At 44.4% G+C, this 23,146-nt stretch carries 20 protein-coding genes, 1 other RNA gene, 1 pseudogene and 1 other annotated feature; of the genes and pseudogenes, 4 read left to right on the top strand and 18 right to left on the bottom strand.

Translation table 11 applies throughout. The features are described from left to right. The first annotated feature begins 64 nt into the window (after positions 1-64). Both ABHN01_RS23765 and ABHN01_RS23760 read left to right on the top strand, forming a co-directional pair. A complete protein-coding gene (locus ABHN01_RS23765; RefSeq protein WP_429877594.1) occupies positions 65-1,399 on the top strand; it encodes an AAA family ATPase in 1,335 nt (444 codons plus the stop codon). 116 nt (positions 1,400-1,515) lie between these two features. Then, positions 1,516-2,271 (top strand): RsfA family transcriptional regulator, encoded by a 756-nt coding sequence (locus tag ABHN01_RS23760; RefSeq protein WP_429877593.1) that lies wholly within the window; start codon positions 1,516-1,518, stop codon positions 2,269-2,271. A gap of 38 nt (positions 2,272-2,309) precedes the next feature. On the opposite strand, the gene ABHN01_RS23755 is transcribed toward ABHN01_RS23760, so the two are convergent. From ABHN01_RS23755 to ABHN01_RS23705, 11 genes and pseudogenes are all read right to left on the bottom strand, one after another. Next, positions 2,310-3,077, bottom strand: coding sequence for a tRNA threonylcarbamoyladenosine dehydratase (locus tag ABHN01_RS23755; protein WP_429877592.1), 768 nt, complete (start codon positions 3,075-3,077; stop codon positions 2,310-2,312). A gap of 250 nt (positions 3,078-3,327) precedes the next feature. Beyond that, positions 3,328-3,505: non-coding RNA, 6S RNA (gene ssrS / locus ABHN01_RS23750), on the bottom strand. Between the two features lie 89 nt (positions 3,506-3,594). After that, positions 3,595-5,382, bottom strand: a complete 1,788-nt coding sequence (gene aspS, locus ABHN01_RS23745) for an aspartate--tRNA ligase (RefSeq protein ID WP_429877591.1) — start codon at positions 5,380-5,382, stop codon at positions 3,595-3,597. 14 nt (positions 5,383-5,396) lie between these two features. After that, positions 5,397-6,665 carry a histidine--tRNA ligase gene (gene hisS, locus ABHN01_RS23740; RefSeq protein ID WP_429877590.1) on the bottom strand — a complete coding sequence of 423 codons (1,269 nt, stop codon included), beginning with the start codon at positions 6,663-6,665 and terminating at the stop codon, positions 5,397-5,399. 76 nt (positions 6,666-6,741) lie between these two features. Then, positions 6,742-6,979 (bottom strand) — a binding site (T-box leader). A 68-nt stretch (positions 6,980-7,047) separates the two neighbouring features. Next, on the bottom strand, positions 7,048-7,221 hold the full coding sequence (locus tag ABHN01_RS23735; protein ID WP_290399072.1) for an RNA polymerase subunit sigma-70: 174 nt from the start codon (positions 7,219-7,221) through the stop codon (positions 7,048-7,050). A gap of 58 nt (positions 7,222-7,279) precedes the next feature. Further along, entirely contained in the window at positions 7,280-7,723 is a 444-nt protein-coding gene (dtd, locus tag ABHN01_RS23730; protein ID WP_429877589.1) for a D-aminoacyl-tRNA deacylase, read from the bottom strand. A 23-nt stretch (positions 7,724-7,746) separates the two neighbouring features. Beyond that, positions 7,747-9,927, bottom strand: a complete 2,181-nt coding sequence (locus ABHN01_RS23725) for a RelA/SpoT family protein (protein ID WP_429877588.1) — start codon at positions 9,925-9,927, stop codon at positions 7,747-7,749. A gap of 158 nt (positions 9,928-10,085) precedes the next feature. Further along, a complete protein-coding gene (locus ABHN01_RS23720) occupies positions 10,086-10,598 on the bottom strand; it encodes an adenine phosphoribosyltransferase (RefSeq protein ID WP_429877587.1) in 513 nt (170 codons plus the stop codon). 30 nt (positions 10,599-10,628) lie between these two features. Then, entirely contained in the window at positions 10,629-12,959 is a 2,331-nt protein-coding gene (recJ, locus tag ABHN01_RS23715) for a single-stranded-DNA-specific exonuclease RecJ (RefSeq protein ID WP_429877586.1), read from the bottom strand. Positions 12,960-13,020: 61 nt separating this feature from the next. Then, a pseudogene (gene secDF, locus ABHN01_RS23710) lies at positions 13,021-15,226 on the bottom strand (protein translocase subunit SecDF). Between the two features lie 174 nt (positions 15,227-15,400). Continuing rightward, complete coding sequence (locus tag ABHN01_RS23705) at positions 15,401-15,646, bottom strand: post-transcriptional regulator (protein ID WP_290399071.1); 246 nt, start codon at positions 15,644-15,646, stop codon at positions 15,401-15,403. Between the two features lie 137 nt (positions 15,647-15,783). On the opposite strand from ABHN01_RS23705, the gene spoVB reads away from it, so the two are divergent. Then, positions 15,784-17,337 (top strand): stage V sporulation protein B, encoded by a 1,554-nt coding sequence (gene spoVB, locus ABHN01_RS23700; protein WP_429877585.1) that lies wholly within the window; start codon positions 15,784-15,786, stop codon positions 17,335-17,337. A gap of 27 nt (positions 17,338-17,364) precedes the next feature. Here spoVB and ABHN01_RS23695 read toward each other — a convergent pair whose 3' ends face one another. Next, on the bottom strand, positions 17,365-18,033 hold the full coding sequence (locus ABHN01_RS23695) for a DUF421 domain-containing protein (RefSeq protein ID WP_429877584.1): 669 nt from the start codon (positions 18,031-18,033) through the stop codon (positions 17,365-17,367). A 205-nt stretch (positions 18,034-18,238) separates the two neighbouring features. Between ABHN01_RS23695 and ABHN01_RS23690 the strand changes: the two genes are divergently transcribed. After that, entirely contained in the window at positions 18,239-18,601 is a 363-nt protein-coding gene (locus ABHN01_RS23690; RefSeq protein WP_290399070.1) for a TIGR04086 family membrane protein, read from the top strand. 79 nt (positions 18,602-18,680) lie between these two features. Here the strand turns inward: ABHN01_RS23690 and yajC are convergent, their stop codons facing one another. From yajC to ruvA, 6 genes are read right to left on the bottom strand one after another with little or no spacing between them, the layout of a single operon-like run. Further along, positions 18,681-18,944: a preprotein translocase subunit YajC gene (yajC, locus tag ABHN01_RS23685; protein WP_429877583.1), complete on the bottom strand. Its 264-nt coding sequence runs from the start codon at positions 18,942-18,944 to the stop codon at positions 18,681-18,683. Positions 18,945-18,977: 33 nt separating this feature from the next. Continuing rightward, positions 18,978-20,120, bottom strand: coding sequence for a tRNA guanosine(34) transglycosylase Tgt (tgt, locus tag ABHN01_RS23680; RefSeq protein WP_429877582.1), 1,143 nt, complete (start codon positions 20,118-20,120; stop codon positions 18,978-18,980). Between the two features lie 4 nt (positions 20,121-20,124). Continuing rightward, positions 20,125-21,159 (bottom strand): tRNA preQ1(34) S-adenosylmethionine ribosyltransferase-isomerase QueA, encoded by a 1,035-nt coding sequence (gene queA, locus ABHN01_RS23675; protein ID WP_429877581.1) that lies wholly within the window; start codon positions 21,157-21,159, stop codon positions 20,125-20,127. Positions 21,160-21,180: 21 nt separating this feature from the next. Next, positions 21,181-21,378 carry a DUF2905 domain-containing protein gene (locus tag ABHN01_RS23670; protein WP_290398846.1) on the bottom strand — a complete coding sequence of 66 codons (198 nt, stop codon included), beginning with the start codon at positions 21,376-21,378 and terminating at the stop codon, positions 21,181-21,183. Next, positions 21,378-22,376 (bottom strand): Holliday junction branch migration DNA helicase RuvB, encoded by a 999-nt coding sequence (ruvB, locus tag ABHN01_RS23665; RefSeq protein WP_429877580.1) that lies wholly within the window; start codon positions 22,374-22,376, stop codon positions 21,378-21,380. The genes ABHN01_RS23670 and ruvB overlap by 1 nt, the downstream gene beginning before the upstream one ends. A gap of 13 nt (positions 22,377-22,389) precedes the next feature. After that, entirely contained in the window at positions 22,390-22,983 is a 594-nt protein-coding gene (ruvA, locus tag ABHN01_RS23660; protein WP_429877579.1) for a Holliday junction branch migration protein RuvA, read from the bottom strand. Between the last annotated feature and the right edge of the window lie 163 nt (positions 22,984-23,146).

The raw sequence follows: 23,146 nt of genomic DNA, 5'->3' as shown, positions 1-23,146 counted from the left end.
AGAATGAATAGATTTAACCGGATGCGTGCGCTTTTTTCTATGGTACGGATATAGGAGGATACAGATGGATTTATTCAGCGATCATCACTCTCATGAAAAAAAAGCAATGGGCCCCCTCGCCAGCCGGATGCGGCCCCGATCCATAAAAGAATTTATCGGGCAGTCCCACATTGTAGGTGAAGGTAAGCTTTTAAGAAGAGCCATTGAAGCGGACCAGCTCACCCCGATGATTTTTTTTGGACCACCCGGAACAGGGAAAACGACATTGGCAAAAATCATCGCAAATTCCACTTCTGCCTATTTTGAGCAGTTAAACGCCGTTACTTCCGGAGTGGCTGATATCAAAAGGGTAACGAGTGAAGCGAAAGAAAGGCTGTTGATGGATGAAAAGAAAACGGTGCTGTTTATTGATGAAATCCATCGTTTTAATAAAAGCCAGCAGGATGCCCTTCTTCCCTTTGTAGAAGACGGAACCGTTATCCTCATCGGTGCAACGACAGAAAGTCCAATGTTTGAGATTAACCCGGCATTACTTTCCAGATCAAGGCTGTTCCGTTTTGAACATTTAACCGATGAACATACACGCTCCATCATCCTCCATACACTCGAAGATAAAGAGAAAGGCTATGGAAAATACAATATTAAAATGGAAGAGGATGCCCTTGGCCACCTTGTGTCCGTAGCCAATGGAGATGCCCGGACTGCCCTGAACGCCCTGGAACTCGCAGTTCTCACGACAAAACCGGATGATTCCGGCCAGATTCACATCACCTTGGAAATTGCTGAAGAAAGCATCCAGCAAAGGGTGCTGCAGTACGACAAAAAGGGGGACAACCATTATGATACTATCTCTGCTTTTATAAAGAGCATCCGAGGTTCCGATCCTGATGCTGCCCTATACTGGCTGGCCAAAATGATTTATGCCGGTGAAGATCCTCGATTTATTGCCCGCAGGATTTATGTCCATGCAGCTGAAGATATAGGCCTTGCGGATCCTAACGCCCTGCTTGTCGCCCAGGCTGCCGCGTATGCGGTTGATTTTGTCGGGATGCCTGAAGCCCGGATTCCGTTGGCAGAAGCCGTTGTTTATCTTGCTACCGCGCCAAAAAGCAACGCTGTCATCATGGGGATTGATCATGCGATGGAGGCAGTAAAAAAAGAAAAGAGCGGCCAAGTGCCTATTCATTTGCGTGATGCGCATTATAAAGGGGCCAGCCAGCTGGGTCATGGAAAAGATTATAAATATCCGCATAATTTTCCTGATGGATATGTCGTTCAGCAATATTTGCCGGACCACTTGAAGAATAAAACCTTTTACGAGCCTACCGTCAGAGGCTTTGAAAAAAGCATACAGAAAAGGCTGGACTACTTTAATGACAGAAAACGAAGGGAAACCTAATCTAGCACTCTGTTAACAAAAAACTAGCAAATTTTACATTGCACGTATAGAATCCTCTCCTTTTGCTCAAAATGAGAACATAAACTCGTATATTATGAATCAAGGAGAGGATAGATGTGATAAAAGTAAGACAGGATGCCTGGTCTGAAGAAGATGATCTGCTTCTGGCCGAAACGGTATTGCGCCATGTGCGCGAAGGCAGTACGCAGCTTCATGCCTTTGAAGAGGTCGGCGATAAACTGGAGCGCACAAGCGCTGCCGTGGGTTTTCGTTGGAATGCCATCGTAAGGAAAAAATATGAACAAGCGTTGAAGATCGCCAAAAAACAGCGAAAAGAAAGGCAGCGTGCGATCGCTAAAGACCAGCAGCAAAGCAAACCTTTAAAAACTCCGGTTAAGCAAGCTGTACCCGAAGATGATGAAGTGTATCATCCTGAAGAATTTTTCAGAACACCCTTCACTGCTTCTGTCCAGCAGCCTGAAATCGCGGAACCTTCTTATACTGCTGCATCCATACCATCAATGCAAACCGTCCATCCGGCGTATCCGAGTCAGCAGAAAGAGAGTTTAAGCCTCAATGATGTCATTGCCTATTTATCAGAGATCAATAGAAACGGCCTTGCCAATGGGCGTATCGAGGGCGAAAACGCCACCCTGAAAAAACAAAACGAAGAGCTTTTCCATCAAAATCAGAAGCTGACTGAGCAATTGAATAAGATGGAAAAGGACTTTGCAGCCATGAAAGAAGATTATCAGGCACTGCTGCAAATCATGGACCGGGCACGAAGAATGGTCCTGCTGCAGGATGATGCCGCCGACAACCAGAGTTTCAGAATGGACAAAAACGGTAACCTTGAAAAGCTTGCAAAATAAAAGAGCCGCTGATTACAGCGGCTCTTTATTGTGTTAGATTACTTCATTCTATTGATGGAAATTTTATGTGTTTCCAGCAGCTTGTTCACCACATGCCCTGCCATGAAAAGACCCGATACAGACGGTACGAACGAATTGGAGGAAGGCGGCATTTTGGCTTTTCTAATCCCAGGGGCATTCTCAGGAACAATTTTTTCTCTAATATCTTCCCTGATCTGCACCGGTGTTTCATCGGAGAAAACGACTGTCACTCCCTTATGGATACCTTCCTTCCGGAGACGCTGTCTCACTACCCTTGCAATGGGGTCATACGACGTTTTGGAAATATCAGTAATCCTTAGTCTGGTCGGATCCAGTTTGTTGGCCACACCCATGCTTGAAATGATCGGAATATTTCTGGACAGGCATTCTTTGGCAAGATGCACTTTATACGTTATTGTATCTGAAGCATCGACAACAAAATCCAGTTCGTACGCGAAAAACTGCTCATACGTCTCTTCTGTATAAAACATTTGTAATGCAATCACTTCGCATTCGGGATTAATATCCGCGATACGCTGTTTCATAAGTTCCACTTTTGACTGGCCGACCGTTGAAAGCAAAGCATGGATCTGCCGGTTGACATTCGTTATATCCACAACGTCTTTATCCACCAGGATGAGTTTGCCGATACCTGCGCGAGCAAGTGCTTCAGCCGAAAAAGAACCGACTCCTCCGATACCAAGGATTGCAACGGTGCTTCCTTTTAAAGCCGCTAAGCCATCTTCGCCAATGGCGAGCTCATTTCTTGAAAACTGATGTAACATGAACCTTCTCCTTTCGAAACTAGAAAAGCGCAAGTGACTGGCTAAGTCCAACAAGCGCTGGAATACTTAATATTATTTCTGCCCTAGCCTGCTGAAGGCAGGCCTTGCTTCATTACAGCTTACTTCCTACAAAGGATATACTATTTCCCAGTCTTGTACAACCTTTACTCAAAACTTAAGGATAAAACAATAAAAACCCGGGCCATCGCCCGGGTTTTTCTATATTCACACATTATATAAGTGGTTGGATGAGAGTCCCAACTGTGCCGTCATTTCCTAAGTTTTGAACCTGCTCTCGCAGGTGGGTGCCCTGTTCCGCAATTAATGCGTCCTCTACGAGAAGGCTTGCACGCTTTGCAGAAACACTAGCTCCCGAATAAAAAGTGTTGGCTCAAAACATTCGGTCTTAACGAACACATCAGGACTCTTATTGGTATAAATCATACCACATCATTTTCTTGAAAACAAGCGAATCACAACCTGTTATTTAAATTTTCTAACAGTTCAAACTTCTTTCCTATGCCTTTTGTCCGTTGTCTTTTTCGACTTTTACAGCAAGATGAAGTTCATCCAGCTGTCTATCACTAACATGTGAAGGAGCATTCGTTAACAAGCAGCTTGCGCTTGCTGTTTTCGGGAAGGCGATGGTATCTCTCAAGTTGTTTCTTCCTGCAAGAATCATTACGAGACGGTCAAGTCCTAAAGCAATTCCTCCATGAGGCGGTGTGCCATATTCAAAGGCATCCATTAAGAAGCCAAACTCTTCTTTTGCCGCCTCTTCAGAGAATCCGAGCGTCTTGAACATTTTTTCCTGAAGATCCCGCTGATAGATACGCTGTGAACCGCCGCCAAGCTCGTATCCATTTAACACAAGGTCATAGGCTTTTGCACGAACAGCTCCAGGATTGCTCTCAAGCAGATCAAGATCTTCTTCTTTCGGCATCGTAAACGGGTGGTGAAGAGCAACATAACGGTTTGCATCTTCATCGAATTCAACAAGCGGGAAATCGACAACCCAAAGGAAATTCAGCACGCTTTCGTCGATGAGATCAAGGTCTTTACCCAGCTTCAGGCGAAGCGCTCCAAGAGCATCTGCAACGACCTTTTTGCTGTCTGCGACAAACAGGAATAAATCGCCTTCTCCACCTTCTAAAGCAGCAAGCAAGCTGTGCTTTTCTTCATCTGTAAAGAATTTCGCAATCGGCCCTTTGAGTTCATTCCCTTCAAACTTGAGCCACGCCAATCCTTTAGCACCGTACCGTTTCACATAATCCGTAAGCAGGTCGATGTCTTTTCGGGAGTAATTGCCGGCTTGCCCTTTTACGTTGATGGCTTTTACTTCTCCGCCATCTAAAACGGTTGAAGCAAAAACTTTAAATCCGGAGTTCTTTACGATTTCCGAAACATTGATCAATTCCATGCCAAAACGAGTATCGGGTTTGTCAGATCCATAGCGCTCCATTGCTTCTGCATAAGTAAGGCGAGGCATCGGGGTCTGTACCGAGAAACCCCGGATCTCACCAGCCATTTGAACCATAAGGTCTTCCATCATGCTCATCAAGTCTTCTTGGCCAAGGAATGAAGTCTCAATATCGATCTGTGTAAACTCAGGCTGGCGGTCCGCCCGTAAGTCTTCATCACGGAAACAGCGGACGACTTGGAAATAGCGTTCAAATCCAGATACCATCAGGAGCTGCTTAAAGAGCTGAGGTGACTGCGGCAAAGCATAAAATTGACCTGGATGCACACGGCTTGGCACCAAATAGTCTCTGGCTCCTTCAGGCGTGCTTTTTGTCAGCATTGGTGTTTCTATCTCCATGAACTCCTGCTGATCCAGAAAATCACGAATCATTTTTGTCACACGATAGCGGAGTTTTATTGTCTCCTGCATGACGGGTCTTCTTAAATCCAGATAACGATATTTCAAGCGTACATCCTCATTGATGTCACTGTCATCTGCGATGGAAAAAGGAGGTGTTTTTGCGCTGTTGATGATTTCAAGTTCTTTGCCCTGAATTTCAATTCTGCCGGTCGGTACGTTTTCGTTGATTGTCCCCTCGTCACGCGCAATAACTGTTCCTTTTACCGCAAGTACAAACTCACTTCTTACTTTATCAGCGATGTTCAATGCTTCGCTGGAAACCTCAGGGTTAAATACAACTTGAACCTGGCCTGAACGATCGCGAAGGTCGATAAAAATTAAACCGCCAAGATCTCTTCGCTTCTGAACCCAGCCGGTTATTTTTACTTCTTGCCCGACGTGCTGCTCTGTTAAGGTTCCGCATTTATGCGTTCTTTCTGACATGTTGTTATTCCTCCTCAAATTTGCTTCAGCAGATATTCTGTAACTTGATCGAGTGCTACTTCAGACTGTTCACCGGACTTCATCTCCTTCACAGAGATGACGCCATTTGCCAGTTCATCATCTCCTAGCACCGCTACAAATTTGGCTTTTGTCCTATCTGCCGCCTTAAACTGGGCTTTCATCTTTTTATCCAGATAATCTTTATCTGCTTTCAATCCGGCTTTACGGAATTGATAGAGAAGTGACGGAGCTTTTTCTTTTGCTTGATCCCCCATCGTTACAAGGTAGCAGTCAATCGTATCTTCAATCGGCAGCTCAACACCCTCTGCATCCAAAGCAAGCAATAATCGTTCAAGGCTCATCGCAAATCCGATTCCAGGTGTCGCTGGACCGCCGACTTCTTCAGCGAGGCCGTTGTATCTTCCGCCGCCGCTTAATGTCGTGATCGCCCCGAATCCTTCCGCATCACTCATGATCTCAAAAGCGGTATGGTTATAGTAATCCAAGCCCCTAACAAGTGTCGGATCAATGACATAATCAATTCCCATCTGTGTCAGGGTCGATTTGACCGTTTCAAAGTATTTCCTTGATTCCTCGTTCAAGTAATCATGGATCGAAGGAGCCGTTTTCATCAGTTCGTGATCACGGTCCTTTTTACAGTCCAGGATTCTGAGCGGATTAGTGTGAAGACGATTCTGGCAATCATGGCAGAATTCTCCGATCCGCGGTTCAAAGTGTGCAACGAGTGCTTCTCTGTGCGCTTTACGGCTTTCTTTGTCTCCAAGCGTGTTAAGCACGAGACGAAGGCTCTTTAGCCCAAGCTCTTTATAGACATCCATCGCAAGTGCCATAACTTCTGCATCGATCGATGGATCATCACTTCCCATAGCTTCAATCCCAAATTGTACGAACTGCCGGTACCTGCCTGCCTGAGGCCTTTCATAACGAAACATGGGGCCGATGTAATATAGCTTTACAGGCTGCTGAGCGAGGCCGAATAGCTTGTTCTCGACGTAAGCCCTTACCGTGCTTGCTGTTCCTTCAGGACGCAGTGTCAAACTTCTCTCCCCGCGGTCCGTGAACGTATACATCTCTTTTTGAACGATGTCGGTTGTATCTCCTACACTTCTTAGAAAGAGTTCCGTATGTTCAAAAATCGGTGTTCTGATCTCTTTATAGTTGTATCTGCTGCAGATTTCTCGCGCTTTCTCCTCAACAAATTGCCATTTTTCAACAGTACCCGGTAAAATATCCTGGGTCCCTCTCGGAATTTGATAACCCATCCTTCATTCCTCCTTGAATCCTCGTTAATCAATGAAAAAATAAAAAACTCCCGTCCCTATTATTATCCGAAATAATAATAGGGACGGGAGTTATATACCCGCGGTGCCACCCTCGTTGAAGCTCATGCTTCCGCTCACAAAATGCAAATAACGCATGCATGCGTCCAACTCTACTGGGCATTGTCCATTTTCCGTTCGAATTGAAACCTCAGGAGTGTCTTTCACTAAATCATCATGCAGAAATGCTTGCAGCCTATGGCATTTCCTCTCTTGGCATGTGGGGTTTACCTACTTTTCTCCGTCACTGGTAATTTCATTGAATTGTTATTTATCTTACTCATCAAAAACAGCAATGTCAATCCCTTTTACAAAAAACTTTACGTCATCGTTTTATTTTTTTGCGAAGGCTGATTACACTGCGAAGAGGAACACCAAACTCTTCAGCGAGTTCCATCGTGCTTGAAGAAGCTTCCTTTTGTATAAAATCATGAAAATCAATTCCCATCAGCTGGTTGACATGGGCATTGACATGTTCTCCCTTTTCTCCGTTCCGCATTTTCATCTTCCTTTCACCTTTTACTTATCTTTTCCAAAAGGCGAAAGTTTAAAACAGCTTATTCTTTGCTGTCGAGGATGAGTGTTACCGGGCCATTGTTCGTAAACGATACATCCATCATCGCTCCAAAGATTCCGGTTTCCACTGTAATCCCTTTTTCACGGAGCAGATCATTAAATTTTTCATACAAAACAGACGCCTGATCCGGTTTGGCAGCAGCCATAAAATTCGGGCGGCGGCCCTTTCTGCAATCACCAAACAAGGTAAACTGTGAAATGGAAAGTATGGATCCTGCTACATCCAGCAGGGATAGGTTCATCTTTTCCTGTTCATCTTCAAATATGCGGAGGTTTACAGCTTTCTCAGCAAGATAAGCCGCATCCTTTTCTGTGTCTTCATGCGTCACTCCGACCAGAAGCATCAAGCCATGGCCGATCTGGCCAACGACGTTGTCTTCTACCGTAACGGCAGCTTCTGTGACGCGCTGCAGTACTATTCGCATGTCGCTCTCCTTTATGTCTATCGTTATTGCATTACACGGCGAACCGCGTAGATATCCGGGATCTGTTTGATCCGCTCTACTACTTTTTGAAGGTGGTTCACATTGTGAATGGAAATGGACATACTGATCGTCGCCATCTTGTTGCGGTCTGAACGTCCTGAAACAGCTGTAATATTCGTTTTCGTTTCACCTACAGCATGGAGTACTTCATTGAGAAGGCCTCTTCGGTCAAATCCGTTGATTTCAATATCTACGTTGTAGCTCTTCGGTTTTTCGATGCTGCCTTCCCATTCGACAGGCAGGAGTCTTACTTGAGCATCTCCGGTGTTGACGTTGACACAGTCTTTGCGGTGAACGGAGACACCGCGGCCTTTCGTTATATATCCGACAATTTCGTCGCCCGGCACAGGATTGCAGCATTTTGAAAGGCGGATAAGAAGGTTGTCGATTCCTTTTACGACAATTCCTGAATCCGTTTTTCTGGCCGATGGCAGGCTCTTTGATTCGGTGATCGCTTCAAGAATTTCTTTATTTTCCTGTTCCTGATCTTTTTTGCGGCGCAGTTTATCTGTCAGCCTTGTGGCGATCTGTGCACCCGTAATTCCGTTATATCCGACAGCAGCATACATATCTTCTTCGTTCGCAAAATTATATTTTCTGATGACCGTCTGAAGGTTTTCCTGCGTAAATACATCCTTCAGCTCGAAGCCCCGTCCGGTAACTTCTTTTTCAATCATCTCTTTTCCCTTGGCTACGTTCTCTTCACGGCGTTCTCTCTTGAAAAACTGGCGGATTTTATTTTTTGCGTGAGAGCTCTGAGTAATCTTTAGCCAGTCCTGGCTTGGACCGTATGAATGCTTACTCGTCATGATCTCAATAATATCACCGGTTTTCAGGGTATAATCGAGGGTAACCATCTTGCCGTTTACTTTGGCGCCTATGCAGCGGTTTCCGATCTCTGTATGGATGCGATACGCAAAATCCAGCGGCACCGAACCTGCAGGAAGTTCAATAACATCTCCTTTAGGAGTAAACACGAACACCATATCAGAAAATAAATCCACTTTTAGTGATTCCATGAACTCTTCGGCGTCCGCCACATCGTTCTGCCATTCAAGAATTTCTCTGAACCACGTTAACTTATTTTCAAATGTGTTGACCGGAGCTTTTTTTGATCCTTCTTTATATGCCCAGTGAGCCGCGATCCCGTATTCGGCAACCCTATGCATCTCGCTTGTACGGATCTGAACCTCAAGAGGATCTCCTTTAGGACCAATGACGGTCGTATGAAGAGACTGGTACATATTAGCTTTCGGCATAGCGATATAATCTTTAAAACGGCCTGGCATCGGCTTCCAAGCCGTATGAATGATGCCTAAAGCCGCATAGCAGTCTTTAATGTTATGAACAATGACCCTGACAGCAAGGAGATCATAGATTTCATTAAACTGTTTGTTCTGCTTCACCATTTTTCGGTAGATGCTGTAAATGTGCTTCGGACGTCCGGAAATATCCGCCTTGATCTGAACTTCAGACAGCCGGCTGCTGATCTCGCCCATGACTTCCTGGACATATTGCTCACGTTCGGCCCGCTTTTGTTTCATCAGATTAACAATCCGATAATACTGCTGTGGATTTAAGTATCGTAAAGAAACATCCTCGAGTTCCCACTTAATGGTGGAGATCCCGAGCCTGTGTGCCAGTGGAGCAAATATTTCAAGCGTTTCATTCGCTTTTTGAATCTGTTTTTCTTTTGGCATATGCTTGAGTGTCCGCATGTTATGAAGGCGGTCAGCCAGTTTGATCAAAATACAGCGGATATCTTGAGCCATTGCTACGAACATTTTACGGTGATTTTCAGCTTGCTGCTCTTCTTTTGACTTAAACTTGATCTTCTTCAGTTTTGTGACGCCATCCACGAGCATGGCCACTTCTTCATTGAACCGATCGCTGATATCCTTCAGTGTAATCGGCGTGTCTTCCACTACATCATGAAGAAACCCGGCTGCAACAGTTACCGGATCCATTTGAAGATCGACAAGAATACCAGCAACTTCCACCGGATGCTGAATGTATGGTTCACCCGATTTTCGGAACTGGCCTTCATGCGCATCTTTTGCGTATTCATACGCTTTTCGTAAAAGCTGTATATCGTCATCGGAAAGATAAGTTTCCGCGTTTTTTAATACTTCATCTATGGTCATGAAAATCACCTAACGTCAAAAATTGTATATTGCTTCTATTATCATGAAAAAATGCGAAGCTGTAAAGTAAAAACCGAAAATTGTCGAATTTCCTTTATTTACAATTCCATATGAAAAAGAAAGAGTACCCCGTCATCGGTGAGCACCCTTTCGATCTTTTAATATTGCGTTAACGTAAAAATATCATATCCGGATAACTTTTCGCGTCCATCCAAATACGTAAGTTCAATCATGAAAGCGATCCCTGCCACAACTCCACCGAGTTCTTCAACGAGCTGAATCGTCGCACCTATCGTTCCGCCTGTTGCCAGAAGATCGTCCGTGATCAGAACTCTTTGGCCAGGTCTAATAGAATCCTTGTGCATGGTCAGGACGTCTTTGCCGTATTCAAGACCATAGCTTACTTTTACCACTTCACGGGGAAGTTTTCCATCTTTTCGAACCGGCACAAAACCAAGCCCTAATTTATAAGCTACCGGGCATCCCACAATAAAGCCCCTTGCTTCCGGGCCTACAATCACATCGATGTTGAGATCCTTAGCATAATCAGCAATATCATCCACCGCTTTAGCGTAAGCTTCTCCATCTTGCATCAGTGTTGTGATGTCTTTAAACCGAATGCCCTTAAGCGGAAAATCCTCCACTACAGAGATATATTTTTTGTAATCCATCTTCTTTTTTCCTCCTGTATTAACGCCTGATTATTTCCCTGTAAACTGATCAAAGCAGTTCTTCAAATCTTGATAGGAAGAATAGACAAGTTGATTTTCAATCTCCGCTTGTTCCAATTTACTCCTATATGTATATGAATGCTTCAGGTCTTTTTTGTCAGGGCGATCATTAATCGAAATAACACCATCTTCTATTGTAACAAAATCCAGCTCAAAAAACACTTTTGACATAAAGGGCACTGCTTCACGCGACCAGCCTTTAAGTCTTGCCAGCTCTTCTCCATGTTTGTCGGCATCAAATGTTTTCCGTTTTGTTAAAAATGCATAGAACCATCTAAACTGCTCTCTTGTCGGGACAGATGAAAAGAACTGATCATTTTCCTGATGAAAGATAACATAGGTTCTTTCCGGTTCTGGATTGCTTTCCAGCAGATAAAAGAATTCTTCTCTTGTTTTCGGCACATCGAGGAAAACTACATACTTTCCTTGAAAATGAACATCCTCTTTTTCCTGCGGATAAAGGCGGATCTGATCTATCATGTCCGAAAATGCTGGATGTGACTTCGTTTCTGCATTAAAGGCAATGAACAGCACTTTGTTCTTGGGAAGACCGGCCATTTTTTTCTGTACATCCCTAATTCCCCGGAGATCAAATAATTGCCATTCCTTAACGGCCAGATCGCTTAGCATCAGCTGTGGTTTACGAAATCCGTTCCATTCATTAATCGACAGCTCTCCGACTGCTGATACAGGTGAATGGTAGCTTAGCTCGTCCATCAAAGGGCCTTTATGGAAACCGATCGCATCGAGCTTTTTTTGCCCATCAGAGAATTGGATTTTTAGATGATTCGACTGGCTGCCGATCTTCTTGATCTCACCGATTCTAACATAAGGAATGAGCACGCGGGGAGTCGGATTGTTCACGCCAAAAGGTGCCAGCTTGTTCATTTGTTCGATCGTTTCAATGGTAACCTCATCAAGGGAGCATTCCAGATCGATGAACGTGACCGGTTTAAAGTCTTCTTCTGTTAATTGTTCGCCAGCCTGCCGGTTCAGCCTGGTTCTCAGCTCTTCCAGATCACTCGCTGCCAGGGTCATGCCAGCCGCCATAGGATGCCCTCCAAAGTGCGGAAGTATATCACGGCTCAATGATAGGTTCTCAAACATATCAAAGCCTTCAATGCTCCTCGCTGATCCCTTGGCGAGACCTTTCTCTTCATCAATGCTCAACACAATCGTCGGACGGTAGAACTTTTCAACCAAGCGCGATGCAACGATTCCGATGACTCCTGCGTTCCAGCCTTCCTTGGCTACAACAAGTACATTATTTTCTTCAGGCGGATACTTCTGTTCCACCATTTCAACGGCTTCCTTTGTGATCTCGGATACGATCGTTTGCCTCGTTTTGTTCAATTGATCAATTTCAGCTGCAAGCATGGCAGCTTCCTCTTTGTCATCTGTCGTAAAAAGGTGCACGGCCGGAACCGCAGAATCAAGTCTTCCTGCTGCATTTACACGGGGGCCGATCGCAAACCCGACATGTTCTGCATTAAGCGCTGTATCTTTTAAACCAGCAACTTCAAGGAGTGCCTTTAATCCGGTCTTGGTTGTTCTCTCCAGCGCCTTTATTCCTTCTTTTGCAATGATCCGGTTTTCATCCACGAGAGGAACAAGATCCGCAATCGTTCCTATGCAGGCGATATCCAATAAGTGCAGAGGAACATTTCCCAGCAGAGCATGCGCAACTTTAAAAGCGACACCTACTCCGGCAAGCCCTTTAAAAGGATACGGACACCCTGGTTTTTTGGGATTGATAATACTATACGCATCAGGCAGAACAGGTGGCGGTTCATGATGGTCTGTGACAATGAAATCCAAGCCGATCTCTTTCGCGGCACGAGCCTCGTTTACGGCAGAAATCCCCGTATCAACTGTAATTACAAGACTGAATCCTTGTTCCTTCGCCCATCTCAATGCGGGTTCATTCGGCCCATAGCCTTCTGTAAAACGATTAGGTATGTAAAAATCAAAATTAGCGTTCAACGCCTTTAATGTATAAACCATGACAGATGTACTGCTTACCCCATCTGCATCATAATCACCAAAAACAAGAATCTTTTCCTGACCGGCAATCGCCTGTTGAATCCGGTCCACAGCTTCTTTCATCCCATCCATTAAGAAAGGATCATAGAAAGCCTCCGTTCCGGCGGATAAAAATTGTTGTGCACTTGCTTTTGTTTCCAATCCCCTTGCAACTAAAAGGTTGGCAACCAACTTCGGGATTTTTAAAGAAGAGGCCAGTTCTTGCACTTTATCTTCATCTAAAGTTTGAACATTCCACCTCGTTCGTGCATTTAACATAGAAAAATCACCTCATAACCTATTTATTATACAAAATGGGTTACAAGGTGACAATGAATTCCTAAGCCTGATTATTGGCAGATTTAAATTTTAGTTTTTTGAGCTGTCTGGATTTAAAAACAAACCATAACTGAGAGGCGATACATATGGATGCATACGTACCGAAAATGAGACCGATTAACAGTGCAATTGAGAAGTTCATGATGGACTGGTTTCCGAAGATGAGCAATGCGACTACCGTCAACACAACGGCAAATACCGTATTAATCGATCGGGTGAGTGTCTGCATGATACTGTCGTTGATCACCTTATATAGGGTCTCAACGTTTTTCACCTTCGTAAACTTCATGTTCTCACGTATCCGGTCAAACGTAATGATCGTATCATGCACAGAGTAACCTACGATGGTTAATACGGCAGCGATGAACGTCAGGTCGACTTCGAGACGCAAAATACTGAACACCGCGACAATCAGAAACGCATTATGCAACAGTCCGATTATAGCAGCCAACGACATCAGCCATTCAAAACGCAGACTGATGTAGATGATGATTCCAATGGAGGCGATCAGCACAGAGATGAGGGCATTTCTTGCCAGCTCCCGCCCTACCGTTGGTGATACCGTATTGATATTTGGCTGATCTCCATATTTTTGTTTGATCATTGTATTTACTTTTGCGACTTCTTCACGAGAGAGCATACCAACAAAAGATACCGTTGCTCTGTTACTGTTTTTGCCAGAGATTACGGGCTGGCCGTCCGGTTTAAGGCCCATCCCCTCAAAGTCCTTTGTGATTTCAGCAGCATTTAACTGCTTCCCGCTGAATTCTATTTTCGTTCCGCTTTCAAAATCAATGCTAAGCTTTAAACCTATAGTTAAAAGGCAAATAAGCCCAATGATGGTCAAAAGAGAGGAGAAAATAAAGAATTTCTTCCGTTGTTTAACAACATCAAAATGAAAATTCGGGTTTCTAAAGCTCATGTATATCACTCTCTTTCACTCCGAAGTAACCCGGTTTTTTGTTCAGGAATTTGCTGTTTACCCAGAGACCAAGCAAAATTCGGGATACATACACGTTTGTAAAGAAGCTCGTTACAACACTCACGATAAGTACGAGAGCAAATCCCTTAACGGAGCTTGTTCCGTATGCAAATAGAACTGAAGCTGTAATGATGGAAGTTAAATTCGCATCAAAGATCGGAGCAAACGAGCGCTTCGAACCTGCCTTAAAAGCGGAAGCGATGGATTTTCCTGAACGGATCTCTTCCTTAATTCTTTCAGCCGTTATAATATTTGCATCAACAGCCATACCTACCCCCAGGATAAAGGCAGCGATTCCCGGAAGAGTCAGTACTGCATCCATCCAGTCAAAGATGAGAAGATTTAAGTAGATATAGAAGCTGAGAGTTACGATAGCGATCAAGCCTGGGAACCGGTAGTAAAACGCCATGAAAAGGAAGACGAGTGCGATACCGATAATTCCGGCTGTTACTGTTTCGTTCAAAGCCTGTTTACCAAATTTAGCACCGACAGAATTTGAATAATTCTCATGCAACTTAACAGGAAGTGCGCCTGCATTCAGAATCTCAGAGAGGTTTTTCGCTTCTTCCTGGGTAAAACGGCCTTCGATAACCACCGTTTTTTGATCAAGTTCACTGTTAACAGATGGGGCTGAGATAAATTTTGGGTTTTTCTTTGTTGCCTCTTCTTTATATGAATCACCTTTCTGATAATCAAGCCAGATCACGAGCTGATTTTGTCCAGGCCCCATGTTCATGACTTTTTTGGTGACTTTTCCAAACTTATTCGGATCTTTCAGGGTCAGCTGTACAATCGGCTGATTTTGCTGGTTAAAGGTAACTTTTGAACCTCCCCCTTTAAGGTCGGAGCCATCAAGCAAAACCTTATCATTGACGTCACGGAACGTCAGCTGCGCCTGTGTAGAAAGGAGTTTTCTTGCTTTGTTCTGATCCTTGATTCCTGCAAGCTGAACACGAATCCTGTTTTTCCCTTCAATGGTGATGTTCGGCTCAGAAACACCGAGTACGTTTACCCGTCGATCAAGGGCTTGTACGGCACTTTTTAGAACATCATCTGTAATTTTTTGCCCTTCCTTGGCCGGTTTTACATCATAAAGAACTTCAAATCCCCCTTGTAAATCCAGACCGAGCTTAATATTTTTTACAATCCCCTTCGTTGTCATTCCGATCAGACCGACAATGACGGCAAAGATTATAAAAAACGTAAGTATCTTGCTCTTTTTCACCATTCTTTCTTTCCTCCTTCATGCTGCCGACACACTTTTTTACCACGATAATGAAATATGTATAGAAAAGTGCAATCTTCCCCATTATAGCGACTGTTGTTTTTTTCTGTCAATTTCAATCAGGAAACTTTGTAAAACTTTACATATTCCAATATTCTGCGGTTTTTATTGAACTTATTGTACATCTCTTTTAAACGCTTCGAGTGTCAGCCAATTCATAAAATCAGTCAGTGATAATCCTAGAATCAGACCGACGAGTATATGGAGCTTGGCTTCCTCTTTTTTCTTTTGGGCCTTACGAATGACACAATTCCATACTTCTTCTTCCGAAACACTTTCGTACCCAAGAAAATGAAACTCCTCGGCTTTACTTTGCAGAGCCGGTCCGACCTCCGTTTTCATGTCTTCAAATCTTATCACATCCAATGTTTCGTTCACCTCTCATTTGTTTTGGTGATTAAAAACAACTTGTCATTCTTTGTCCACTTTCTCCATATAAATGGGTTACACGGAAAACCGATGTCAAATTCACTTATGACAAGAAAGTAGGGCCAACTATGTCAAAACAAACCCTTATCCAGGGAACACTGCTGCTCATCCTCGCCGGATTAATCACACGAATCCTTGGGTTTATTAATCGCATCGTAGTAGCCCGGGTGATGGGACAGGAGGGCGTCGGCCTCTATATGATGGCTGTACCCACCATGCTGTTAGCTATCACCCTCACACGAATGGGGCTTCCCATTGCCATCTCCAAACTCGTCGCGGAGGCCGATGCGAAAGGCGACCGCCAAAGGATCAAAAAGATATTAATCGTCTCCCTGGCCATTACTGGTGTGCTCAGCGTCATATTCACAACAGCCATGATCGCGGCTGCTCCTATATTGTCTCATTATTTCTTTACAGACAACAGAACCTTTTACCCATTAATCGCGATAGCACCTGTCGTGCCCGTTATCGCTGTTTCTTCTGTCCTAAGAGGATACTTTCAAGGACTTCAAAACATGCGCCCGTCTGCTTACTCCCAGGTCATTGAACAGATTGTGAGGATTACGCTTGTTGCCCTTCTCACCGGACTTTTTCTTCCTTATGGAGTGGAATACGCTGCGGCTGGAGCGATGATTTCCGTCATCATCGGTGAGCTTGCTTCCTTGATCTATATGTTCTCCATGTTTAAGTTGAAAAAAAACATGAAGGTCCGAAAAGGCTTTTTCAAACAGTTGAAAGGCGGACGCTCCACATTGAACGATCTGCTCGGAATCGCTCTTCCGACCACTGGAAGCCAGCTCATCGGTTCTGTTTCCTACTTTTTTGAGCCGATCGTCGTGGCTCGGAGCCTGGCCATTGCTGGGGTGAGTACCTATGCTGCAACAAGACAATATGGCGAGCTGGCAGGATACGTTATCCCATTGCTGTACTTGCCGACCTTCATAACCTATTCGTTATCAGTTTCGCTCGTCCCTGCCATCAGCGAGGCGAACGCGAATAAAAAATATTCGCTTATTGAACACCGGCTCAACCAATCCCTTCGCCTTTCGATGCTGTCTGGAGGCATTGCAGCCGTTATCACCTTTGTTTACGCTGTCCCAATTATGGATCTGATGTATGACTCTCCTGCTTCTGCGTCTTATTTAAAGGTTATGACACCACTGTTCTTCTTCTTATACTTCCAGGGGCCGCTCCAGGCTGTTCTTCAGGCGATGAACCTCGCCAGAGCGGCCATGATGAACAGTTTGATCGGCTCAGTCGTAAAGCTGGCTGCAGTTTTCGCCCTTGCCACCAGGCCTGAGTTCGGAATCATGGGGGTTGCGTTGGCCATCGTTTTAGGTATAGTTGTCGTGACTCTCCTTCACTTCGCAAGTGTTGCCAAAGCCATCAGTTATTCGATTAAAGCAAAGGATTTTATTTACGGATTCCTCTCCATCATCATCACTGGTTTTGTTTCTCAGCTCATCTATACGTTTGTCTTCCCTCATTTTTCGAGGGTATCCGGTATGTCCCTTTGCCTCCTTTTAACCGGGATTGTATATTTATTAACGCTTCTATTTTTCCGCTTGATCAAAAGAGAAGATCTGACTCATCTTCCGCTCATCAAAAGGTGGGTCGCATAAAAAAAGCCTTTCTCATAGGAAAGGCTTTTACTCATCTTTTTTATCCACATACAGTAAACCCTTATTATTTACCGTACAGATGGAGATGTTTTTTGGATCTCGTATTCCCATCTTCCTCAATTCCTGACGGAGCCATAGTGAGGTCTTACCAAGCTTTTTCAGATGGTCCTCTTGAATTTTGCCATCCAGTATGACAGGAAAAACAAGAGGAAGCGGGCTGCGTTCATCCTCCATATCAATTTCCGGATCATCTTTCGTAAAAACGGAAAGCTTTCCAGTCGCCTCCAGTATGCCAAATTCCACATCCGCCACATTTTTAATATTATTTTCCCTTAATTGGATCAGCAGGTCATCAAAATTATAGCGCTGTTTTTTCATTTCATTTTCATTAATATGCCCGTTTTCGATGATGATGGAAGGTTTGCCGTCCACAATTTCCCGTACTTTTTTGCTCTTCAATGAAAGGAATGCAAGGAAAATTTGAATGAGGAACAAAACAAAAATTCCGACTAGGTGCTTGAGCATTGGTACCTGTGGGTCTTCTATCGAGATGACCGCGAGCTCAGCGATCATGATGGAAACAACAAAGTCCAGCACAGACAATTTGCCTATTTCCCGTTTTCCCATCAGGCGGAATACACCGATCAAAATAAAATAAACAAATATGGTCCTCAGAATGATTGTATAATATTCCATTGCTCTCCCTCCTTTCATTTTCATCACAGTTAGTTTTACCCAGCTGATGGAGAACATGACTCGAAGGTTTTGGTAATTGAATTAAATAATGGTCATTTTCCTTAAGGCCAGCTAAAAAATGTTCGTCTATTTTGGGGGACAGTGAATATGGATATAAGGAAGGCTTGTATGTAAAGGGGGACGAATTCAAGTGGCTGTTCGGCATATGTTTTCGGCAATGATGAAAGGTGTTGCTACGATTTTGGTTGCCATTATCATAAGCAGTCTTATTCTTTCTCTTCTTTTGCGTTTCACCTCTCTGACAGAATCTTCATTAAAATGGGTAACGACTGGTCTATCCTTTCTCTCTCTTTTTATCGGTGGATTCTTATCAGGGAAAAAGGGCAAAGAAAAAGGCATTATGCTTGGTTCAGGTACCGCACTGCTTTTTTCCTTGCTCGTCTTTTTAGTGCAATATTTAGGATATCAGACCACCTTCACCTCGATGCAATACGTGTACCACGGGATCTTCTTGCTTCTTTGTATGCTGGGAGCGATCATGGGCGTCAATTTCAGCAGTCATAAATAGAAAGGCGCAATCTCCCGATGCATCTAGAAACCTAATAAAAAAATGGCAGGAAGCAACGGGGCTTCTGCCATTTTTTATATTACTGAACGTCTCTTGCTTCACGAATCGCGTTGCGGTCAAACGTTAATGCTGAACCGTCCTTCGATTTAATAACCACCGTGTCTTCTTCCAGCACTTCAATCGTGCCATGAAGACCGCCGATCGTTACTACGTGATCACCTTTTTTCAAGCCACTCTGCATGGTTTTCACCGCTTTTTGTCTTTTCTGCTGAGGTCTGATCAGCAAAAAGTAAAAAATGACAAACATCAGTAAAATCGGTAAAAGAGAACCTAAAGAACCCATTAATTTCCCCCCTTTCTATTAGTAAAACAGGCGTCAAAAGTTTTTAGCATCGGGTTTATTAAATCCGTATTGTTCAAAAAATTCTTCTCGGAAATCAAGCAGCCTGTCCTCTCGGATGGCTTGCTTCACCTGCTCCATTAAGTTTACCAAAAAATAAAGATTGTGGTAACTTGTGAGCCTAAAACCAAATGTTTCGTTGCTCTTCACAAGATGGCGGATATAGGCACGTGAATAATTTCGACATGTGTAGCAATCGCAATTTTCATCGAGCGGCCTGAAATCGCGGGCATATTTCGCATTCCGGACCACCAGGCGCCCTTCACTGGTCATAAGCGTGCCGTTCCGTGCGATACGGGTTGGCAGCACACAGTCAAACATATCAATCCCACGGATTGCCCCGTCGATCAGTGAGTCCGGTGAGCCGACTCCCATTAAATATCTTGGTTTATTGTCAGGCAGATAAGGAGTGGTAAACTCAAGAACCCGGTTCATCACGTCCTTCGGTTCCCCAACAGAAAGACCGCCTACCGCATAGCCTGGAAAATCAAGAGAGACGAGGTCTTCTGAACTCTGACGGCGAAGATCTTCATACTCGCCCCCCTGAACGATACCAAACAGTCCCTGGTCATTCGGGCGTTCATGAGCAGCGAGGCATCGTTCTGCCCAACGGCTTGTACGCTCAACCGAGGATTTCATATACTCATACTCCGCTGGATACGGCGGACACTCATCGAATGCCATCATGATGTCAGAGCCTAAAGCATTCTGAATTTCCATGGCACCCTCAGGACTAAGAAACAGCTTTTCTCCGTTCAAATGGTTCCTGAAATGTACACCTTCTTCCGTGATCTTTCTCAGATCACTCAAGCTGAACACCTGAAAACCGCCGGAGTCTGTCAGGATGGAGCGATCCCAGTTCATAAATTTATGAAGGCCGCCTGCTTCACGGATGATCTCATGTCCTGGACGGAGCCAGAGATGATAAGTGTTGCTTAAAATAATATTGGCGCCGAGGTCTTTTAACTCTTCAGGGCTCATCGTTTTCACCGTTGCAAGTGTTCCAACCGGCATAAATACCGGAGTCTCGAATACACCATGTGGCGTATGGACTTTCCCAAGCCTTGCCCCAGACTGCTTACATGTTTTTATTAATTCATACCGGACAGCTGCTGTCATGTTTCTACTCCCCTTCTAAAATCAGCATGGCATCTCCAAAGCTAAAGAAGCGGTATCCTTCACGCACAGCTTCATTATAGGCTTTCAGGACATTTTCACGGCCTGCAAGCGCGCTGATCAGCATAATCAAAGTGGATTTTGGCAGATGGAAGTTCGTAATCATTCCGTCGATGGCCTTAAACGTATATCCCGGATAGATAAAAATGTCTGTCCATCCAGAATCCTCTTGAAATTGAACGTATTTTCCAGCGACGGTCTCCAGGGTACGGGTTGATGTTGTACCGACGGATATGATTCTGCCTCCGTTTGTTCTAACTTCATTCAAAAGTGCTGCAGTGCCTTTTGTCAGCTGGTAATATTCCGCATGCATGTCGTGTTCTTCAATGTTTTCAACCGACACAGGACGGAAAGTCCCCAGTCCAACATGAAGCGTGATAAAAGCGACATGGATTCCTTTGTTCTTAATCTCTTCAAGCAAGGATTCAGTAAAATGAAGACCCGCTGTAGGAGCTGCTGCCGACCCTTGGTGTTTGGCAAAAACCGTCTGATACCGTTCTCGCTCATCCAGCTGTTCTTTGATATAAGGAGGCAATGGCATCTCGCCTAGAGCATCCAAAATTTCATAGAAAATCCCTTCATATTGAAATTTAAAGATCCGCCCGCCCTGATCCGTTTCCTCCAGGCAGACGGCCTTGAGCAGACCGTTTCCAAAAGAAACTACAGTGCCCGGTTTTACTCGTTTCGCAGGTTTCACCAGTGTTTCCCATGTATCGCTGCCTGTTTCTTTCAGCAGTAAAATTTCAATCTTTGCTTTTGTATCTTGTTTTTCCCCGAGCAGTCTTGCCGGAAGTACTCTTGTATCATTCAGAACAAGGCAGTCTCCCGGCTTCAAATAATCGATGATATTTTTAAACGTATTGTGCTGCACCTGTCCTGTTACCAGGTCAAGCACCATGAGCCGGGAAGCCGTGCGGTCTTTCAGCGGTGTCTGAGCGATCAGCTCTTCCGGCAATTCAAAATCAAACATATTGATGTCCATTTTCTTCTCCTGTTTCTCTAACTATTTAAAACGCCCAATGACATAGAATATCAAAGACAGTACGATGCTGATGATAATCGATGTGACGATGGGAAAATAAAAAGTGGTGTTTCCTTTTTTAAAGACGATATCACCTGGAAGCTTGCCGACCAGCGTCCACAAACCTCCAGCGATGATCAAAATAACTCCCATAAGTATCAACAGACGAGAAATTCCCATTAAGGATTTGGCACCTCCATATTAAAATGCTCGTATGCAAGGGCCGTCACCACTCGTCCTCTAGGGGTTCGCTGTATAAATCCAATCTGCAGCAGGTAGGGCTCATACACATCTTCTATCGTATGAGATTCCTCACCGATCGTAGCAGAAATGGTTTCAAGGCCTACCGGTCCGCCTTTATATTTGTGGATGATCCCTTGTAATAATTTATGGTCAATATGATCCAATCCTAAACGGTCAACCTGAAGCATTTCCAGCGCCCTGTCCGCCAGGCTGATACTGATCGTATCCGTTCCATCAACTTGGGCAAAATCACGTACTCTTTTGAACAGGCGATTGGCAATCCTCGGTGTCCCTCTTGAACGGCGCGCAATCTCTTGGGCAGATGGACCGTCGATTTTCATGCCAAAAACTTCACTCGTTCGTGTGACAATTTCGGTTAACTCTTCATTAGTGTAATATTCGAGACGTGCCAGCACACCAAACCGGTCGCGTAGAGGTAAAGACAGCGAACCTGCTCGGGTAGTTGCCCCTACCAACGTGAACGGAGGGAGTTCCAGGCGTACAGACCGTGCAGTCTCACCCTTTCCGATCACAATGTCAAGGCAGAAGTCTTCCATTGCAGAATACAGCACTTCCTCAATCGCTCTGGAGAGCCGGTGAATCTCATCGATAAACAGCACATCTCCGGGTTCGAGGGCCGTCAGGATGGCTGCGAGATCTCCCGGCCGCTCGATAGCGGGGCCGCTGGTGGATCTGAAATTAACGTTCATTTCTTTAGCGATTATGGAAGCGAGTGTCGTTTTCCCAAGGCCCGGGGGGCCATATAACAAAACATGGTCTAGGGCTTCATTTCTAAGCTTAGCCGCTTGAATAAAGATATTTAAATTTTCTTTCACTTTCTCTTGGCCTATGTACTGATGCAAATATTCCGGACGCAAACTTAATTCAAAAAAGTCGTCCTTTGAGCTTTCACCCGATACTATCCTGTCGTCCAAAGCGATCACGCCCCTAATGGTTCACTAGCTTCTGCAGCGCTTTCCTTATGTATTGATCTGTTGTCAGATCTTCTTTTTTAAGGGAAGGCAGCACTTTATTGATTTCTTTCTTGGCATACCCCAATGCGGTTAAAGCCTCTACCGCTTCCTCAAGCTGTTCTGTAGTGCCGGAAACCTGGCCCGCAAATAATCCTTCCATTGGTTCTTCTGTGAAAATTGAAAGTTTTCCTTTAAGATCTAAAATCATCTGACGGGCCGTCTTCTTCCCGACTCCAGGAAATTTCACAAGAAACCCCTCATCCTCTGCTTCTATTGCATGGATGACTTGCTCGGGCTGTCCAAATGCCATGATGGCCAAGGCGCCTTTAGGGCCAATCCCCGATACATTTATTAATTTTAAGAATAAATCACGCTCTTTGCGAGTTTTAAAACCGTACAGCGCAATCAAATCTTCCCTTACATAATGATAGGTGTAAATGGTCTCAGATTGCCCGAGACGATAAATGAATGGATTTGGACAAAAAATCTGGTAACCGATTCCATTCACTTCTAAAACTGCATATTCAGCAGATACGTGCGCGATCTTTCCATTTATATGTTCAATCAATCAATTTCTCTCCTTAAAAAAGCGACCATACGTTTCTGTCAGTATTGTATCACAGAGTCAGTCCCAACGGGGAGTTTAACACAAAAAACGAGGGGGAGTGTGAACTTTTTTTGAACCTGCTGATCGAAATAAAAATAAAACATAAAAAAAGGGGCTGTCCAAT

This window comes from Fictibacillus sp. NRS-1165, from assembly GCF_050468105.1.
Classification (GTDB): Bacteria; Bacillota; Bacilli; order Bacillales; family Fictibacillaceae; genus Fictibacillus_C; species Fictibacillus_C terrinigri.
Note: the sequence above shows the minus strand (reverse complement) of the source record. Positions and strands in the feature narration are given on the sequence as shown.

Bases quoted from the DNA above. Each gene is read 5' to 3' on its own strand.
- ABHN01_RS23765 (WP_429877594.1), top strand. From the start codon at position 65: ATGGATTTATTCAGCGATCATCACTCTCATGAAAAAAAAGCAATGGGC.
- ABHN01_RS23755 (WP_429877592.1), bottom strand. From the start codon at position 3,077: ATGTTACATCAGTTTTCAAGAAATGAGCTCGCCATTGGCGAAGATGGC.
- aspS (WP_429877591.1), bottom strand. From the start codon at position 5,382: ATGTCAGAAAGAACGCATAAATGCGGAACCTTAACAGAGCAGCACGTC.
- hisS (WP_429877590.1), bottom strand. From the start codon at position 6,665: ATGGGTTATCAAATTCCGAGAGGGACCCAGGATATTTTACCGGGTACT.
- ABHN01_RS23735 (WP_290399072.1), bottom strand. From the start codon at position 7,221: ATGCGGAACGGAGAAAAGGGAGAACATGTCAATGCCCATGTCAACCAG.
- dtd (WP_429877589.1), bottom strand. From the start codon at position 7,723: ATGCGAATAGTACTGCAGCGCGTCACAGAAGCTGCCGTTACGGTAGAA.
- ABHN01_RS23725 (WP_429877588.1), bottom strand. From the start codon at position 9,927: ATGACCATAGATGAAGTATTAAAAAACGCGGAAACTTATCTTTCCGAT.
- ABHN01_RS23720 (WP_429877587.1), bottom strand. From the start codon at position 10,598: ATGGATTACAAAAAATATATCTCTGTAGTGGAGGATTTTCCGCTTAAG.
- recJ (WP_429877586.1), bottom strand. From the start codon at position 12,959: ATGTTAAATGCACGAACGAGGTGGAATGTTCAAACTTTAGATGAAGAT.
- spoVB (WP_429877585.1), top strand. From the start codon at position 15,784: ATGTCAAAACAAACCCTTATCCAGGGAACACTGCTGCTCATCCTCGCC.
- ABHN01_RS23695 (WP_429877584.1), bottom strand. From the start codon at position 18,033: ATGGAATATTATACAATCATTCTGAGGACCATATTTGTTTATTTTATT.
- ABHN01_RS23690 (WP_290399070.1), top strand. From the start codon at position 18,239: ATGTTTTCGGCAATGATGAAAGGTGTTGCTACGATTTTGGTTGCCATT.
- yajC (WP_429877583.1), bottom strand. From the start codon at position 18,944: ATGGGTTCTTTAGGTTCTCTTTTACCGATTTTACTGATGTTTGTCATT.
- tgt (WP_429877582.1), bottom strand. From the start codon at position 20,120: ATGACAGCAGCTGTCCGGTATGAATTAATAAAAACATGTAAGCAGTCT.
- queA (WP_429877581.1), bottom strand. From the start codon at position 21,159: ATGGACATCAATATGTTTGATTTTGAATTGCCGGAAGAGCTGATCGCT.
- ABHN01_RS23670 (WP_290398846.1), bottom strand. From the start codon at position 21,378: ATGGGAATTTCTCGTCTGTTGATACTTATGGGAGTTATTTTGATCATC.